The sequence below is a fragment of the Planobispora rosea genome (genome assembly GCF_014648175.1).
GTDB classification, from domain to species: Bacteria; Actinomycetota; Actinomycetes; order Streptosporangiales; family Streptosporangiaceae; genus Planobispora; species Planobispora rosea.
Genome location: NZ_BMQP01000015.1, coordinates 59,203 through 73,709, shown reverse-complemented (window position 1 = coordinate 73,709; position 14,507 = coordinate 59,203). Strand labels below are relative to the sequence as shown.

At 72.6% G+C, this 14,507-nt stretch carries 13 protein-coding genes; 7 read left to right on the top strand and 6 right to left on the bottom strand.

Features of this window, described 5'->3' with window-relative positions:
- Window position 1 precedes the first annotated feature (1 nt).
- On the top strand, window positions 2-1,639 hold the full coding sequence (locus IEZ08_RS16840; RefSeq protein WP_084780745.1) for a histidine kinase N-terminal 7TM domain-containing diguanylate cyclase: 1,638 nt from the start codon (window positions 2-4) through the stop codon (window positions 1,637-1,639).
- Window positions 1,640-1,723: 84 nt separating this feature from the next.
- Here IEZ08_RS16840 and IEZ08_RS16835 read toward each other — a convergent pair whose 3' ends face one another.
- Together IEZ08_RS16835 and IEZ08_RS16830 are read right to left on the bottom strand one after the other, a co-directional pair.
- Complete coding sequence (locus IEZ08_RS16835) at window positions 1,724-4,285, bottom strand: ATP-binding protein (RefSeq protein WP_068927627.1); 2,562 nt, start codon at window positions 4,283-4,285, stop codon at window positions 1,724-1,726.
- Between the two features lie 192 nt (window positions 4,286-4,477).
- A complete protein-coding gene (locus IEZ08_RS16830) occupies window positions 4,478-5,335 on the bottom strand; it encodes an alpha/beta fold hydrolase (protein WP_068927625.1) in 858 nt (285 codons plus the stop codon).
- A gap of 353 nt (window positions 5,336-5,688) precedes the next feature.
- Between IEZ08_RS16830 and erm the strand changes: the two genes are divergently transcribed.
- Window positions 5,689-6,528, top strand: coding sequence for an ErmE/ErmH/ErmO/ErmR family 23S rRNA (adenine(2058)-N(6))-methyltransferase (gene erm / locus IEZ08_RS16825; protein WP_084780743.1), 840 nt, complete (start codon window positions 5,689-5,691; stop codon window positions 6,526-6,528).
- A 526-nt stretch (window positions 6,529-7,054) separates the two neighbouring features.
- Here erm and IEZ08_RS16820 read toward each other — a convergent pair.
- Window positions 7,055-7,642 (bottom strand): TetR/AcrR family transcriptional regulator, encoded by a 588-nt coding sequence (locus IEZ08_RS16820; protein WP_068927623.1) that lies wholly within the window; start codon window positions 7,640-7,642, stop codon window positions 7,055-7,057.
- 104 nt (window positions 7,643-7,746) lie between these two features.
- Here IEZ08_RS16820 and IEZ08_RS16815 point away from each other — a divergent pair, with 104 nt between their 5' ends.
- Window positions 7,747-7,926, top strand: a complete 180-nt coding sequence (locus tag IEZ08_RS16815; RefSeq protein WP_068927621.1) for a hypothetical protein — start codon at window positions 7,747-7,749, stop codon at window positions 7,924-7,926.
- Window positions 7,927-7,940: 14 nt separating this feature from the next.
- On the opposite strand, the gene IEZ08_RS16810 is transcribed toward IEZ08_RS16815, so the two are convergent.
- Both IEZ08_RS16810 and IEZ08_RS16805 read right to left on the bottom strand, forming a co-directional pair.
- Complete coding sequence (locus IEZ08_RS16810; RefSeq protein WP_084780742.1) at window positions 7,941-9,128, bottom strand: HAMP domain-containing sensor histidine kinase; 1,188 nt, start codon at window positions 9,126-9,128, stop codon at window positions 7,941-7,943.
- Window positions 9,129-9,208: 80 nt separating this feature from the next.
- Entirely contained in the window at window positions 9,209-9,871 is a 663-nt protein-coding gene (locus IEZ08_RS16805; RefSeq protein ID WP_068927619.1) for a response regulator transcription factor, read from the bottom strand.
- Between the two features lie 146 nt (window positions 9,872-10,017).
- Here IEZ08_RS16805 and IEZ08_RS16800 point away from each other — a divergent pair, with 146 nt between their 5' ends.
- The 4 genes from IEZ08_RS16800 to IEZ08_RS16785 are packed head-to-tail and all read left to right on the top strand — an operon-like array spanning window position 10,018 to window position 13,644.
- A complete protein-coding gene (locus IEZ08_RS16800) occupies window positions 10,018-10,542 on the top strand; it encodes a hypothetical protein (RefSeq protein ID WP_068927617.1) in 525 nt (174 codons plus the stop codon).
- A complete protein-coding gene (locus IEZ08_RS16795; protein WP_189242454.1) occupies window positions 10,539-11,603 on the top strand; it encodes a peptidoglycan-binding protein in 1,065 nt (354 codons plus the stop codon). Before IEZ08_RS16800 ends, IEZ08_RS16795 begins: the two co-directional genes overlap by 4 nt.
- Entirely contained in the window at window positions 11,600-12,415 is an 816-nt protein-coding gene (locus tag IEZ08_RS16790) for an ABC transporter ATP-binding protein (protein WP_189242453.1), read from the top strand. Before IEZ08_RS16795 ends, IEZ08_RS16790 begins: the two co-directional genes overlap by 4 nt.
- Complete coding sequence (locus IEZ08_RS16785; protein WP_068927613.1) at window positions 12,412-13,644, top strand: ABC transporter permease; 1,233 nt, start codon at window positions 12,412-12,414, stop codon at window positions 13,642-13,644. The genes IEZ08_RS16790 and IEZ08_RS16785 overlap by 4 nt, the downstream gene beginning before the upstream one ends.
- A gap of 70 nt (window positions 13,645-13,714) precedes the next feature.
- On the opposite strand, the gene IEZ08_RS16780 is transcribed toward IEZ08_RS16785, so the two are convergent.
- On the bottom strand, window positions 13,715-14,359 hold the full coding sequence (locus tag IEZ08_RS16780) for an IclR family transcriptional regulator (RefSeq protein ID WP_229803187.1): 645 nt from the start codon (window positions 14,357-14,359) through the stop codon (window positions 13,715-13,717).
- Window positions 14,360-14,507: the final 148 nt, after the last annotated feature.

Genomic DNA, 14,507 nt, shown 5'->3' with positions numbered 1-14,507 from the left:
CATGGCAGTGGCCTTCGCCATCGCGTTCGCGATGTCGGCCGCCGTGGCCGGCGCGGTGACGATCGTCCACCGGCTCCCGCGGTGGCAGTCCCCGCTCTCCGGTGTGAACAGCTTCATGGGGACGGTGACCGCCGTGCTGTCCCTGCTGAACCTGGCCCAGGTCCTGGTGTCCCATCCGACCGCCGCCTGGCTCCTCGCGACCGCCTCGTATCTGATGTCGGCCGTCGTCGTGGCCTCCGTTTTCTGCCTGTCCAGGATCGTGGCGGACCGCGCCTGGCGGGTCACCCGCCGGACCCTGCTGCTGCTGTCGATCGAACCGGTGGCGGCGGCGGGCGCGATGCTGACCAACCCGTGGCACCACCTGTTCTTCGACCGGTTCGAGCCGGTCGGCCCCGGGGGAGGGCTCGTCCCCGTCCTGGGCGCGGCCTTCTGGCCGCACACTGCCTACATCTACAGCCTGCTCACAGTCAGCTTCGTCCTGGTGGTGCGGGCCCGCCGGCAGGCGCCCCCGGGCCGGCGGGAGCTGCACGACTGGACGATCGCCGCGTTCGTCCCGCCGATCGTGGCCAACGTCGTCGGTCTTTCCCTGCCGGCCCCCACCGTGGACCTGACCGCGGCCGGACTCGCCGTCAGCATGATCATCGCCTACGGGGTGCTGGTGCGCTCGCTGCCGCAGCAGCAGATCCAGGTGGCGCTCGACCAGGTGTTCGACACGATCGGCGACGCGGTCGGTGTGATCGACCGCTCCGGCCGGATCCTCAACGTCAACGCCTCGGCCCGGGCCCTGCTGCGCAAGGCCGGTCTGTCCGACCGACCGGAGGGGAGCTCGCTGGCCGAGATCCCCGGCCTCGGCCTCTTCCCGGCCGAGGACGTCGACACCGAGCAGGACGTCACCAACGTGCTGGGCCGGGACGTCGATCTGCATGTGCGGACCAGCGTCCTCCGCGACCGCCGGGGTGAGAGCATCGGCTGGGTGCTCGTGGCCCGCGACACCACCGAGGCCAACCGGCGGCGGCGCGAGGCGGAGGAGTCCAACGTACGGCTGCGCGAGCAGCTGGAGACGATCGAGGCGCTCCGCGCGGACCTGGCCGAGCAGGCCGTACGGGACCCGCTGACCGGGCTGTACAACCGCCGGCGCCTGATGGACGTGCTGGCCGGGGAGTTCTCGCGGGCCGTGGAGGACGGTACGCCGCTCAGCCTCGCGCTCCTCGACGTCGACCACTTCAAGCGGATCAACGACACCTACGGACACGGCGAAGGCGACAGCGTCCTGGTCCACGTCGCGAGGACGCTCGTCGGCGAGGTCCGCCACGACGACGTGGTGGCCCGTTACGGCGGGGAGGAGTTCGTGCTCGTCCTGCCCGGTGCGACGGCGGAGGCCGCCTGGGCGCGGATCGACGCGCTGCGCGAACGGGTGAAGGGAACCTCCGTCGGTGTGGGGGAAGACCTGCTCTCGGTGACGTTCAGCGCCGGTGTCGCCACCCTCTCCGCGGAGGTGTCGAGCCCGGCGGACCTGCTGAGGATCGCCGACGAGGCGCTGTACGAGGCCAAGCGGCTGGGCCGGGACCGCGTCGAGCGGGCCGTGCCCCGGCCGCCGGGGACCGCGGGGGCCGCCGAGGCCGGGACCGAGGCGGCCTGACCCCGGTGCGGGCCCCGGACCGGCCTACGTCTCAGCCGCGAGGCGTGGGAGCCCGCACCGGCTCACGGCTGAGTGCGCACCGGCTTACGACTCCGCCGGGGGGTCGGCGGGCAGGCGCACCGTGAAGACGGTGCCTCCCCCCTCCCGGGGGGTGGCCGTGATCGTGCCGCCGTGGGCCTCGACGATCGCGCGGGTGATCGCCAGGCCGAGCCCCGTGCCCTTGATCCCGGACTGCAGGGCGGTGGAGGCGCGGAAGAACCGGTCGAACAGCTGGGGATACTGCTCGGCGGGAATGCCGATGCCGGTGTCCGCGACGGTGACGACCGCCCCGCCGTCGTCGTGCCTGACGGCCAGGAAGACGGTTCCCCCCGGCGGGGTGTACCGGATCGCGTTGGACAGCAGGTTGTCGAGCACCTGGCGCAGCCGTACCGGGTCGGCCTGCAAGGTCACCCCGGTGACCAGGTCGGTGTCGAGGGTGAGCCCCTTGGCCTCGGCCGCGGGCCGGTGGTCGTCGGCGGCCTGGCAGGTCAGCTCGGCCAGGGACAGCTGCCGGGAGTCGAGATTGATGTGCCCGGCGTCGAACCGTGCCAGGTCCAGCAGGTCGTCGACGAGGCGTTGCAGGTGGGCGCTCTTGCGGTCGATGACATCGACGAACATGCGGTGCTCGTCCGGGAGGCCGGGCTCGTCCAGGAGCATCTCGGCGTAACCGCGGATGGCCCCGATGGGGCTGCGCAGCTCGTGGCTGACCATGGCGACGAGTTCGTCCTTCATCCGGTCGAGTTCCCGCAGCCGGCGCACCTGCTCCTGCTCCCGGACGAGCAGGCGCTCGCGCTCCTCGGCGAGCTGATGGCGCTCGGTGACATTGGTGCTGATGCCGTCGATGAACAGGCGATCGTCCTCACGACGGGGGATCGCCCTCGTCCAGAGCCAGCGCACGACCCCGTCGGCGCCGGTGATGCGGAACTCGACCTCCGACGGCTCCCCGGACGCGAGGGTGGTGCGGTAGGCCTCGAAGGCCGGGATGTCGTCGGGGTGGATGTGCTCCCTGATGAGGCGGAGGATGTTGGAACCGCGGGGGATCGTCCCGCCGAACACCCCGGTGCTGTCCGGGCTGGTGTAGACCGGCAGGATCCGGCGGTCGGCGGTCACCTCGATGGTCCAGACGAAGTCGCTGAGCTGGTTGATGATCCGGTCGAGATGGCGGCGGCTGGCGGCCAGGGCCAGGGTGAGCTCCTCGGCGCGGCGGCGTTCCTTGTAACGCCCGAGATGGGCGGAGATGGCGTCGAGGGTGGCCACGAGATCCTCGTCGGGGTCCTCGATCGTGTCCGCGAAGAAGGCCAGCACTCCCAGCACCTTGTGACCGCTGTTCACGGGGAGCCCGACGGCCGTGTGCAGACCGGCCTGGAGGGCGGACTGCCGGCGGGCGAAGTCCTTGGGGTCGGTCGGCAGATCGCGGATCCAGGCGTCGCGGCCGGTGACCCAGACCAGCCCGGGCAGTCCCTGCCCGGGTGGCAGTGTCACCGGATCGTCACCGGTGAAGGCCGACAGGTCCAGGTCGGGCCTGTTCCAGGAGCAGACGCGGGTGATGCCGGTCTCGTCGGGCTCGACCCGCCAGTATTCGCCGCACGCCCAGCCGAGCGCTCTGGTGACGGCGGTGACCGTGCCGACGGCGGCCTGGGCGGTGGAGGAGGCGTCGGCCAGCACCCGCGCCACGGCGTGCTGGGCCTCCCGCAGTATCTCCTTGCGGCGCCGCGCGCTGATGTCGGTCAGGAACGCATGGAAGACCGACTCGCCGTACTCGGTGTTGACCTGGAGGACCATCTCGATGGGGAACTCCCGGCCGTTGCGGTCGACGGCGGTCATCTCCAGCCGCTGACCCGCCAGGGCCGACCTGCCGGTCTCCTGCACCCGGCGCAGGCCCTCGTAGTGCGCCTGCCGGAGCGGCCGGGGGATGATCAGATCGGCCACGTCCCGCCCGACGGCCTCCTCCGACGACCAGCCGAACAGCCGCTCGGCGGCGGCGTTCCACGCCGTCACCGTCCCGGTGACGGCGATCGAGATGAAGGCGTAGGGGGTGCGTTCGAGGATCATCTGCAGCCGGGCCCCGGTCAGCACGGCCTCGTCGCGCGCCAGCCAGAGGGCGAGCTGCGACTCCGCCGTCGCGGCGAAGCCCTCGGCGGTCTCCGTCCGCTCCCGGCTCCACGTCCCGGACCCCGCGCCGGCCGCGGTGTCGATCACGGACATGACGCCCAGCACCTCGCCGCCGGCCGTACGGAGTGGAAAGGCGGCGTAGGCCGTCGCCTCCTCTCCTTCCAGCGCGCGGACGGCGGGATCACCCTGCCAGCGCCGGTCGCCCCGCGGGTCGGTGATGACCAGCGGGGTGCCGGAGTCGACGAGGTGCCGGGAGAGAGGGGACGGCGGGAAGTCCTGTCGCCGGAGAGCCGGTCGTCCGGAGGGCCCCGCCGCGTCCAGCAGCAGCCAGTGGTCACGATCGACCGCGGAGACCGACACGACGGCGGCGTTCAGGACCCGGGCCGCGAGCCGGACCAGCCGGTCCAGCGAAGGCGCCTCGGGGACGCCCGGCAGTCCGGTGGCGCGCAGCGCCCCCGGCCATTGCGAGCCGCGCACGGAATTCACCGCCGTCACGGCCTCAGCTCCCCCCTGATCTCCCCCTGATCTCCCTCGTGAGACCGGCCGCCCTGTCGGTCTGCCCACCAGCAGGTCAAGCAATCCATCCCCGGCGGATGAGCCGGTGCCTGCGCCGTTGCAGGCGTCACTGTGGGAGTCGCTGTGGGAGTCACTGTGGGAGTCACTGTGGGCGTCGCTGCGGGCGCGAGATCACACGGCGAGGAAACCGGCGAGGGCCGCGGTGATCTCGGCCGGACGTTCCAGGGGCGGCAGGTGACCGGTGTCCGGCAGGTCGATCCTGCGGGACCCCTCGATGCCCTCGGACAACAGGCCCGAGACCTGCTGGATGCCCGGCACGTCGGCGAGCCCGTTGACCACCAGCGTCGGTTGCCGGACCTCACCCAGGCGGCCCCTGGCGGGCGGATCGAGCTGCCGCTCGGTGGAGGCGGGACCGCTCCAGAGCCGGGTGAAGACACCGCGGCACATCTCCACCGCCTTCTCCCAGACCTCGGGTGCGAGATCCTCCCGCCCCCGGCCGGGACCGGCGACCTGCCACAGCACCTGGGCTCTGGCCATCGCCTCCACGTCGGCGGGATCGACCGGGCCGATCCGGGCGCGGTAGGCGCTCAGCCGCTCGGCCGGGACGGAGCCGTGCACCCGCTCGCGGGCCTGCGCCAGCATCTCCGGCGGCCACTCGTGGCCGCTCAGCCCCGAGCAGATCGGCACCAGCCCGGCCACCCGCCCGGGAGCCGCCAGGGCGGCCTCCACCGCGTACGATCCGCCCATCGAGCAGCCGACCAGCACGGCCCGCTCCACCCGCAGCGCGTCGAGCAGCGCCAGCAGGTCCTCGTGGTGGGCGAACTCGCCCTCGGCGTCGCCGGACTCGCCGTACCCGCGCCAGTCATAGCGGATGACCCGGTGGCTCGCGGACAGGGCCCGGAACTGGTGATCCCACATCCGCCGGTCGGCGATCCCCGCGTGCACGAACACCACCGCGGGCGTCCCGGGTGATCCCTTGCCGGCCTCGTCGTACGCCAGCCGTACCCCGTTGCAGTCGATCATGGCCATGCCCGCAACCTACTGCCGGACGTCCCTCCCGGAGGGAACGTTCGTCCTGGGCGCACAACCGTGGTGGCCGGGCGCGTCGTGCCGGCGGAAAACCGTTTGTGCCCCGGGCACGGCGCCGCCTAGCCTGAGCCGCATGTCCGCAATATGCGTCGCATCCCACTTCTTCTCGATCCGCCTCCGCCGCGGCCCGGTCCCGGGCCGGTAGAGAGGGAATCGGCGGAGAGCGTCCGCCCCGTCCGGGAACCCGTTCCACGGGAACCCGTGCCCATCGGGGAGTCCACCCCTTCTCTTTCTCTGCGCGTGCCCCGGGCCTTCCGAGACCAGTTCCTCTCGGACCCGAAAGGGCGACACCTGTGGCGCAGTCCTTCGCTCATGGCAACTACTCCCACACGCAGAAGCACACTCAGAAGAAGGCCCGTGCCGTCTCCGGCCGGACCGACCGCGACCGGACCCGGCGTGTCCTGTCGCAGAACTTCCTCGTCGACCCGGACGCCGTCGCCCGGTTCGTCAAGGCCGCGGGCCCGCACGACCTGGTCCTGGAACCGGGCGCGGGGGAGGGCGTCCTGACCCGGGCGCTCGCCGAGATCTGCGGGCAGGTCGTCGGTTACGAGGTCGATCCGCTGCTGGCCGGGAGACTGGCCTCCCGCACCCGGACCGACCCTCGCATCCGCGTCGTCCGGGGCGACTTCCTGGCCGCCCGCGCGCCGCGCGAGCCGTTCGCGGTCGCCGGGAACATCCCCTACGGGATCACCTCGAAGATCGTCGACTGGTGCCTGCGGGCGCCGTCCCTCACCTCGGCCACGCTGCTCACCCAGCTGGAGTACGCCCGCAAGCGCACCGGCGACTTCGGCCGCTGGAGCATGCTGACCGTGCAGACCTGGCCCTGGTACGGCTGGCGGCTGCTGGACCACGTCGACGCCGAGGCGTTCCGGCCCGTGCCCGCGGTCGACTCCGCCGTCCTGCGGATCGACCGCCGTCCGGACGGGCCCGACCTGTCCGGCTACGAGGACTTCGTGGCCTACGGATTCACCGGGCTGGGCGGCTCGCTGCACGCGACCCTGCTGCTGCGCTATCCGCGGGCCCGGGTCGACGCCGCCTTCGCCGAGGCCGGGGTCGATCCCGCGACGGTCGTCGCCCACGTCCACCCGGACCAATGGCGGATCGTCTTCGACCGCCTTCACCCCGTGGGCTGACCCACCCGGCGGGGGGACCGCGCCCCGCGGCCCCCCGCCGGACCCCGATACGCTCACGAACGCTTCTCGTTTATCTTTACGTCAGCCGTCGTGATGCACGAGTCCCCTGGGGTCGTCTCGGGCTGCTGCCGGCGTCGCAGGATCGTCGAGGTAGAGCTCTCTGGCATCGGGAAGGCGACCGGTGATCATTTTGGCGAGAGCGCGCTTCCCTACCTGTCGGGCGCCGTTCACAACGATCGCCCGGGTGTCTGCCGGGGCTTCCGTCATCTGGAATCGGCATGCCTGGTGAAGATCCTCATTCCACCCATGGAGAAGAAGGCGCCCCAGCTGGGGATGGGTGTGTGGTCGGTTTGCCGGAGGGTGTGCGGTCGGTCTGCCATGAAGCACATGGTCGGTTTGCCGGTGGGTGCGTGGTCGGCTTGCCGTGAGGTATGTGGTCGATCTGTCGAAGATCGAGGTGCAATCTGACGGAGGCCGACTTTCAATCTGCCGAAGACTCGCAGTCGGCGTGCCGGGGTGCTGGGCGTCAGGATGAGCGGGCGGGGCCGGGTAGGACGCGTTCGACCACGTCGGTGACCAGGGCGTGGATCTGCTCTTCGGGGAAGACGTCGGGCAGCGTGAGCCGCTCCACGATCAGCCAGTTCAGTGCCAGGTAGAGCAGGACCACGGTGGTCGCGTCGCCGGGCAGGCCCGACTTCAGGTGGTAGTCGATGTTGGCGTCGACGTCGGCGCGGATGCGCTCGGTGAGCAGGCGGCGCAGCTCGGGGCGGCGGGTGGCCTCCAGGCGCAGTTCCAGGAGCGCCAGGTATCCGGAGCGGAAGTGGCTGACACGGTCCACCAGCTCGTGCATCAGCTCGGTGACCTTGTCGCGGTCTCGGGGGCCTTCCAGCCCGCCGGCCAGAAGTGCGGGGTCCGGCTCCAGTCGCTCGTAGAAGCGGTGGCCGACCTGGGTGAGCAGGTCGTCGCGGTTGGCGAAGTAGTTGGAGGCCGTGCCGTTGGGCACCTGCGCCTCGACGTCGACGGCGCGGAAGGTCAGTCCGCGCGCCCCCTCGCGGGCCAGGACCTCGATGGCCGCGTCGAGAAGCGCCGCCCGCCGTGCCGGATTCTGCCGCATCGCAATTTCTCCTCAGTCGGTGTTGACACCACTCTAATCGTAGTACTACGTTTTGACCACTCCACCCGGAGTACTACAGTCAAAGTGGTAGAGAGGAAACGCGGATGCGAGACCAGCTCAACATCCAGATCACCTTCCCCGTTCCGGCCACCGCCCCGTCGTGGACCGCGGGCACGTCCTCACGTCCCTTCCCCCCGGCCAAGCCGGCGCCCCGGCGGCAGGCCCCGCGTCCGCGCTCCGTCCCGCGGCCCAGGCCCCTGCCGAAGCCCGGCGGCAACCGGTGACCTGCCGTGAAGGGTTACGGGACTCCGTGGGTGTCACCCTCCTCCCCGGCCGTCGCGGCCGGGGAGGAGGGCAGGCTGACGACGACGCGCAGGCCCCCCTCCGGACGCGGGACGGCGGTGACCGTGCCGCCGTGCGCGTCCACGATGGCGCGGACGATCGACAGGCCGAGGCCCGACCCGCGGGCCGAGCGCACGCGGTCGCCCTGCAGCCGCCTGAAGGGCTCGAAGAGCTCCTCCACCTCGTACGGCGGGACCTGCGCGCCGGTGTTCTCCACCACCAGGCCGTCCTCCCCGCAGGAGATCCACACCTGGCCGTCCCGCACGTTGTACTTGATCGCGTTCTCCACCAGGTTGAAGACGGCGCGCTCCAGGAAGAGAGGGTCGCCCTCGACCGTCACCGGGCTCAGATCCCGGTGGATGGTGACGGGCCGCTTCCGGGAGGCCGGAGCGTGCAGGTCGAGCTGGTCGAGGGCGGCCCGTACGACCTGGTCGAGGCCGAGGGACTTGCGCGCGGTCAGCTCCTGCTCCGACTGGGCCAGCAGGAGCAGCCCCTCGATGAGCCGCTCGTAGCGGGCGTTGGTGGCCAGCAGCGCGCGGGCCAGCGCCTTGAGATCCGGCGAGGCGCCGGGCTCCTCCAGCGACACCTCCAGGACCGTACGGTTGATCGCCAGGGGAGTGCGCAGCTCGTGGGAGGCGTTGGCGATGAACCGCCGCTGGCCGTCGAAGACCCGGTGCAGGCGGTCGAGCATCGCGTCGAAGGTGTCGGCCAGCCGCTTGACCTCGTCGTGCGGGCCGCGTAGCGCGATCCGCTCGTGCAGGGTGCTCTCCGAGAGCCGCTGCGCGGTCTCGGTCACCCGGTCCAGCGGGCGCAGCGCCCGGTCGGCGACCAGGTAGCCGAGCACCAGCGCGACGACCCCGATCAGGATCATGATGACCAGCGAGGAACGCAGCAGCTCGTCGAGCACGCTGCCGGCCCGCTGCTGGACGTCCTGCACCACCCGCTGGAAGACCACGTCGTTCGGGACCGCCTCCGCGGGCGGGGGTTCCGTGCTCCCGGGCAGCGGGCGCGCGGCCGGGCCCCGGTCGATGATTTTCAGGGAGAACTGCTGGTCCAGAGCTCGGGCGGTCAGCAGGTAGGTCGACCAGAGCAGCAGCGACCCGGCCAGGAAGAACAGCCCGCCGTACAGGAGCGTGAGCCGCATCCGCAGGCCCAGCCGGTGCCATGGGCGGACTCGCGGGAGGACGCGGGGGAGGGCACGGGGGAGGGCACGGCGCGCGGCGCTCACAACCGGTACCCCCGGCCGGGCACGTTCTCGATCACGGACGGGGCGCCGAGCTTCCTGCGCAGTGAGGTCAGGGTGACGCGCAGCACCCCGCTGCCCGCGTCGGCGTACTCGTCCCACACCCTCCTGCGCAACTCCGCCGAGGCGACCAGGCGCCCGCCGGCGCGCATCAGTTCGTGCAGCACGTCGAACTCCTTGCGGTTCAGCGTGACCTCCCGCCCGTCGCGGGTGACCGTACGGCGTGCGGGGTCGAGCCTGATCCCGGCCCGCTCCAGGGTGGACGGCACCGCCCGCGACGCGCGGCGGGAGAGCGCCCGCACCCGGGCCACCAGCTCCGCGAAGGTGAACGGTTTGACCAGGTAGTCGTCCGCGCCGAGCGAGAGGCCGCCGACCCGGTCGTGGACCTGCCCGGCCGCCGTCAGCATGAGGACCCGCCCGCCCGCGCCCCCGGCTCCCAGCTCCCGGAGCTCGCGGCAGACGTCGTCGCCGTGCACCTCGGGCAGGTCCCGGTCCAGGACGACGACGTCGTAGGGCACGTAGGCCGCCATCTCCAGCGCCTCCCGGCCGTCGTAGGCCACGTCGACGGCTATCGCGTGCAGCCGCAGGCCGCGTGCGATGGCGTCGGCCAGCTCCTCCTCGTCCTCCACGACGAGCACCCGCATCCCGTGCCCCCTTCCTCCGCCCCGAGGGTGACGGATCAGGTGTTAACCGGGGATAAGGCACTGGCTTATCCGGGTTTAGCACCGGGGCCGCTGAAGTGGGCTTCGCGCCGGGGACGAGCGATCCGCGGCGTCAAGGAGCGACAGTCATGAACGTTCGGCTACTGCTGGCCGCCGTACCCCTGGCCCTGGCACTGCCCCTGGCCGGGTGCGGCGCCCCCGCCGAGAACACCGGAGTGGCCAGCGCGGACGGCGCCGGTACGGGTACGGCCGCCGCCTCGCCGTCGGCCTCGGTCTCCGTCGATCCGAGGGAGGCGGGGCTGAAGTTCGCCCAGTGCATGCGCGAGCACGGCGTCGACATGGAGGATCCCGGCCCCGACGGCGCGATCAGGATCAGGGTGAAGGGGGAGCGCGCGAAGATCCAGGAGGCCCAGGAGGCGTGCAAGCACTTCATGGACGCCGCGGTCGGCGACCGGGCGGGCAAGCCCGACCAGAAGATGCTGGACCAGGGGGTCAAGTTCGCCCAGTGCATGCGCGAGCACGGCATCCCCATGAAGGATCCCGGCGCCGACGGCAAGATGATGATCCAGATCCCGCAGGGGATACCGGAGGAGAAGGTCAAGGAAGCCCAGGAGGCGTGCAAGGAGTTCGAGCCCGGCGGTGGCCCGTCATGAGGAAGGGGCTCACCCTCGCGGGCGGAGGCCTGCTCGCGGTGGTCGCCGCCTGGGCGGCGATCACCGTCCTCGGCGACGACGGGACCGGTGCGGCGGCGCCCGCCACGGCGTCCGTACCGGCCACGGCGCCGATCACCCGGCAGGACCTGGTGGACACCAAGAGCGTCGACGGCGTGCTCACCTACTCCGGCGAGCGCCGCCTGAACATCGCCGCATCCGGAACGGTGACCTGGGTGGCCGCCGAGGGGACGGTGATCCGCCGCGGCCGTCCGCTGCTCAAGGCGGACCGCAAGCCGGTCGTGCTCATGTACGGCAGGCTCCCGCTCTACCGGGAGCTGCGGCAGGGCGTCTCGGACGGGCCGGACGTGGAGCAGCTGGAGCGCAACCTCAGGGCGCTCGGATACGGCGACGACCTGACCGTGGACGACCACTTCAGCTACGCCACCCGCCTGGCCGTCCAGGAGTGGCAGGACGACCGGGGGCTGCCCGAGACCGGCCGGGTGGACGCGTCCCAGGTGGTGTTCCTGCCCTCGGCGATCCGCGTCACCGACGTCAAGGTCGCGGTCGGCGACAGGATCGGCCCCGGCCGGGAGACCTTCACGGTCAGCGGTGTCCGCCGGCTGGTGCACGTGGACCTCGACACCGCCGACCAGGCCCTGGCCCGCAAGGGGGCCGGGGTGACGGTGGAGCTGCCGGGCGGTGAGCGCGTCGCCGGGAAGATCACCTCGGTGGGCGCGGTGGCCGAGCGCGCCTCCTCGGGCCAGGGAGAGGACGGCACCACCACCATCGACGTCGACATCACGCTGGCCAAGGCGCCCAAGACCAGGCTGGACCAGGCCCCCGTCGAGGTGGAGATGGAGAGCGAACGGCGGGAGAACGTGCTGGCCGTACCCGTGGAGGCGCTGCTGGCGCTGCGCGAGGGCGGGTTCGGCGTCGAGGTGGTCGAGGGCGGTTCCACCCGCGTCGTGGCGGTGGAGACCGGCGCGTACGGCGGCGGCATGGTGGAGATCAGCGGTGCCGGGCTGACGGAGGGCATGAAGGTCGGGGTGCCCGCGACATGAGCGTCCCGTACTCCGGGGGCGGGGACGCCCGTGCCGTGGGAACACCTTGCGACGCCCGTGATCCGGACACGTCCTGCGACGCCCGTGATCCGGGCACGCCGTACGTCGTGGAGCTCCGCGCCGTCACGAAGGTCTACCCCGGCGGTGTGCACGCGCTGCGCGGGGTGGACCTGGCGGTGTCCGGCGGCGAGCTGCTGGCCATCGTCGGGCCGTCCGGCTCCGGCAAGTCCACCATGCTCCACGTCATCGGGACCCTGGACCGGCCCACCGGCGGCACCGTGCGGATCGGCGGCTATGACATCGCCGGCCTGTCCGACCGTGAGCTGTCGGCCCTGCGCGGCCGGACCCTGGGGTTCGTCTTCCAGCAGTTCCACCTGGACCCGGGCCTGAACGCGCTGGACAACGTGGCCGAGGGGCTGCTCTACACCGGCGTCCCCCGCGGGGACAGGAGGGAGCGGGCCGCGGCGGCGCTGGAACGGGTCGGCCTCGGTCACCGGCTGGCGCACCGGCCGAACCAGCTGTCGGGCGGGGAGCAGCAACGGGTCGCGGTGGCCCGCGCGGTGGCCGGTGACCCGCCCCTGATCCTCGCCGACGAACCCACCGGGAACCTGGACTCCGGCGCGGGGACCGAGGTGCTGGGGGTGCTGCGCGACCTGCACGCCGCGGGCACGACGATCGCGATCATCACCCATGACATGGAGATCGCCGAGTGGTGCCCGCGCCGGGTCCGCGTCCGCGACGGCCGGATCGTCGACGACCGCGGTGACGGCACCGGCAGACCGGCGCAGACCATGAAGGAGGTCCGGACGTGACACGCGAGCGGCCCGTTCCCGCCCGGGGGCCGGTTCCCGGCCGGCGGCCCGTCCCCGCCCGGCTCCGCCCCTCCGACGTGCTGCGGGTGGGCGCGTCCGGGCTGCGGACCCGCCCGACCCGGGTGATCCTGTCGGCGCTCGGGATCGCGATCGGGATCGCCACCATGATCGCGGTGATCGGCATCTCGTCCTCCTCACGCGAGCAGCTGCTGCGCCAGCTCGACAGGCTCGGCACCAACCTGCTCACGGTGTCGCCGGGGCAGACGATGTTCGGCGAGGAGGCCCGGCTGCCCACCACCGCGCTCGACATGGTCGAACGCATCGGTCCGGTCCGTACGGCCTCCGCCACCGGAGCCGTCGGGACCGGCGTCCGGCGCACCGACCGCATCCCCGAGGCCGTGACCGGCGGCCTCACCGTCCAGGCCGCGACCACCGGACTGCTGACCACGCTGGAGGGCGGCGTGGCGGAGGGGACCTGGCTGAACGCCGCGACCGAGCGGCAGCCCGCCGTCGTCCTCGGCTCCACGGCCGCCGAACGGCTCGGCATCACCAGGACCGGTGTGCGGGTGTGGATGGGCGACCGGTGGTTCACCGTCATCGGCATCCTGAAGCCGATGCCGCTGGCCCCGGAGATCGAACGCTCGGCCCTCGTCGGGTTCCCGGTCGCCGAGCGGCTCCTGGGGTTCGACGGGCACCCCACGACGATCTACGAGCGTTCGGAGGAGGAGGCGGTGGAGGCCGTGCGGGCGGTGCTGCCCCGCACGGTCAACCCGGAGAACCCGGGCGAGGTGCAGGTCAGCAGGCCGTCCGACGCGCTGGCCGCCAGGGCCGCCGCCGCGGGCGCCTTCACCAGCCTGCTGCTCGGGCTCGGTGCGGTCGCGCTGCTGGTCGGCGGGGTGGGCGTGGCGAACACCATGGTCATCTCGGTGCTGGAGCGCCGCCGGGAGATCGGCCTGCGCCGCTCGCTCGGCGCGACCCGCGGCCAGGTCCGCGTCCAGTTCCTGGCGGAGTCACTGCTGCTGTCCGCCCTGGGCGGGGTCGCCGGGACGGCCCTGGGCGCTCTGGCCACCGCCGGATACGCCCTGTCCCGTGACTGGCCCCCCGTCGTGCCGCCGTGGGCGGTCGGCGGCGCGGTCGGCGCCACCCTGCTCATCGGCACCGTCGCCGGGATCTATCCGGCGATGCGCGCCGCCCGCATGTCCCCGACCGCCGCCCTGTCCACGGCCTGAGCCGCCCTGTCCACGGCCTGAGCCGTCCTGCCCCCGGCCTGAGTCGCTCCGGTCACGGCCTTCAGGCCCTTCAGGCCAGGGAGCGGGAGAGGGCTTCGGCGGCGGTGGCGACGCGGGGGCCGACGACGGCGGGGTCGAGGGAGGTGAAGGAGACGACGCCGACGGAGGCCTCCAGCCAGGGGAGGCCGGGGACGGGGGCGGCGACGCCGTGGGCGCCCGCCTGGAGCTGGCCCTCGGTCGCGACGTAGCCGCCGCGGCCCTCGCGCAGGGCGAGGATGGCCAGGCCCGCCGCACCACGGGACAGGGGATGGCGGGACCCCTCGCGGTAGGCGACGTGCATGTCGGTCCAGGACGGCTCCACGACCGCCACCGCCAGGCCGTCCTCGCCCTCGGCCACGGTCAGGTGCGCGGTGGCGCCGACCTCCTCGGCCAGCCGCCGCAGGGTGGGCAGGGCCCCCTCGCGCAGCAGCGGCTGCACGGCGCGCGCCAGGACGAGCACGGCGAAGCCGAGGTGGACGCGGCCGTCGCCGTCGCGGCGGACGAAGCCCTCCTTCTGCAGGGTCGTGAGCAGGCGGTAGACGGCCGGGCGGCTCAGCTCCAGCTCGACCGCGAGCTCGGTGGGGGTGCGACCGCGGTGGCCGTCGGCGAGCAGGCGGAGCAGGCGCAGGCCACGGTCGAGGGTCTGCGAGGACTCGGCCGCCATCAGGGCGTCCACGGAGTGCGGTGCATGTCCCGATTATCCGGGACGGGGAGAGGGCCGCCTGTTGTCATGGCGGTAACAAGCGGCGACGAGGAATGTGCAGCGCCTTGGCAAGAAGTGCGCGTCTCGCCTGCCGTAGGTTGCCAGTGCCGCGACCGGCACC

Coding starts and splice junctions, on each gene's coding strand:
- IEZ08_RS16805 (WP_068927619.1), bottom strand. CDS start 9,871: ATGCGGGTGCTCGTCGTGGAGGACGAGGAGGAGCTGGCCGACGCCATC.
- IEZ08_RS16795 (WP_189242454.1), top strand. CDS start 10,539: ATGAGGAAGGGGCTCACCCTCGCGGGCGGAGGCCTGCTCGCGGTGGTC.
- IEZ08_RS16815 (WP_068927621.1), top strand. CDS start 7,747: ATGCGAGACCAGCTCAACATCCAGATCACCTTCCCCGTTCCGGCCACC.
- IEZ08_RS16790 (WP_189242453.1), top strand. CDS start 11,600: ATGAGCGTCCCGTACTCCGGGGGCGGGGACGCCCGTGCCGTGGGAACA.
- IEZ08_RS16830 (WP_068927625.1), bottom strand. CDS start 5,335: ATGGCCATGATCGACTGCAACGGGGTACGGCTGGCGTACGACGAGGCC.
- IEZ08_RS16840 (WP_084780745.1), top strand. CDS start 2: ATGGCAGTGGCCTTCGCCATCGCGTTCGCGATGTCGGCCGCCGTGGCC.
- IEZ08_RS16810 (WP_084780742.1), bottom strand. CDS start 9,128: ATGCGGCTCACGCTCCTGTACGGCGGGCTGTTCTTCCTGGCCGGGTCG.
- IEZ08_RS16800 (WP_068927617.1), top strand. CDS start 10,018: ATGAACGTTCGGCTACTGCTGGCCGCCGTACCCCTGGCCCTGGCACTG.
- IEZ08_RS16820 (WP_068927623.1), bottom strand. CDS start 7,642: ATGCGGCAGAATCCGGCACGGCGGGCGGCGCTTCTCGACGCGGCCATC.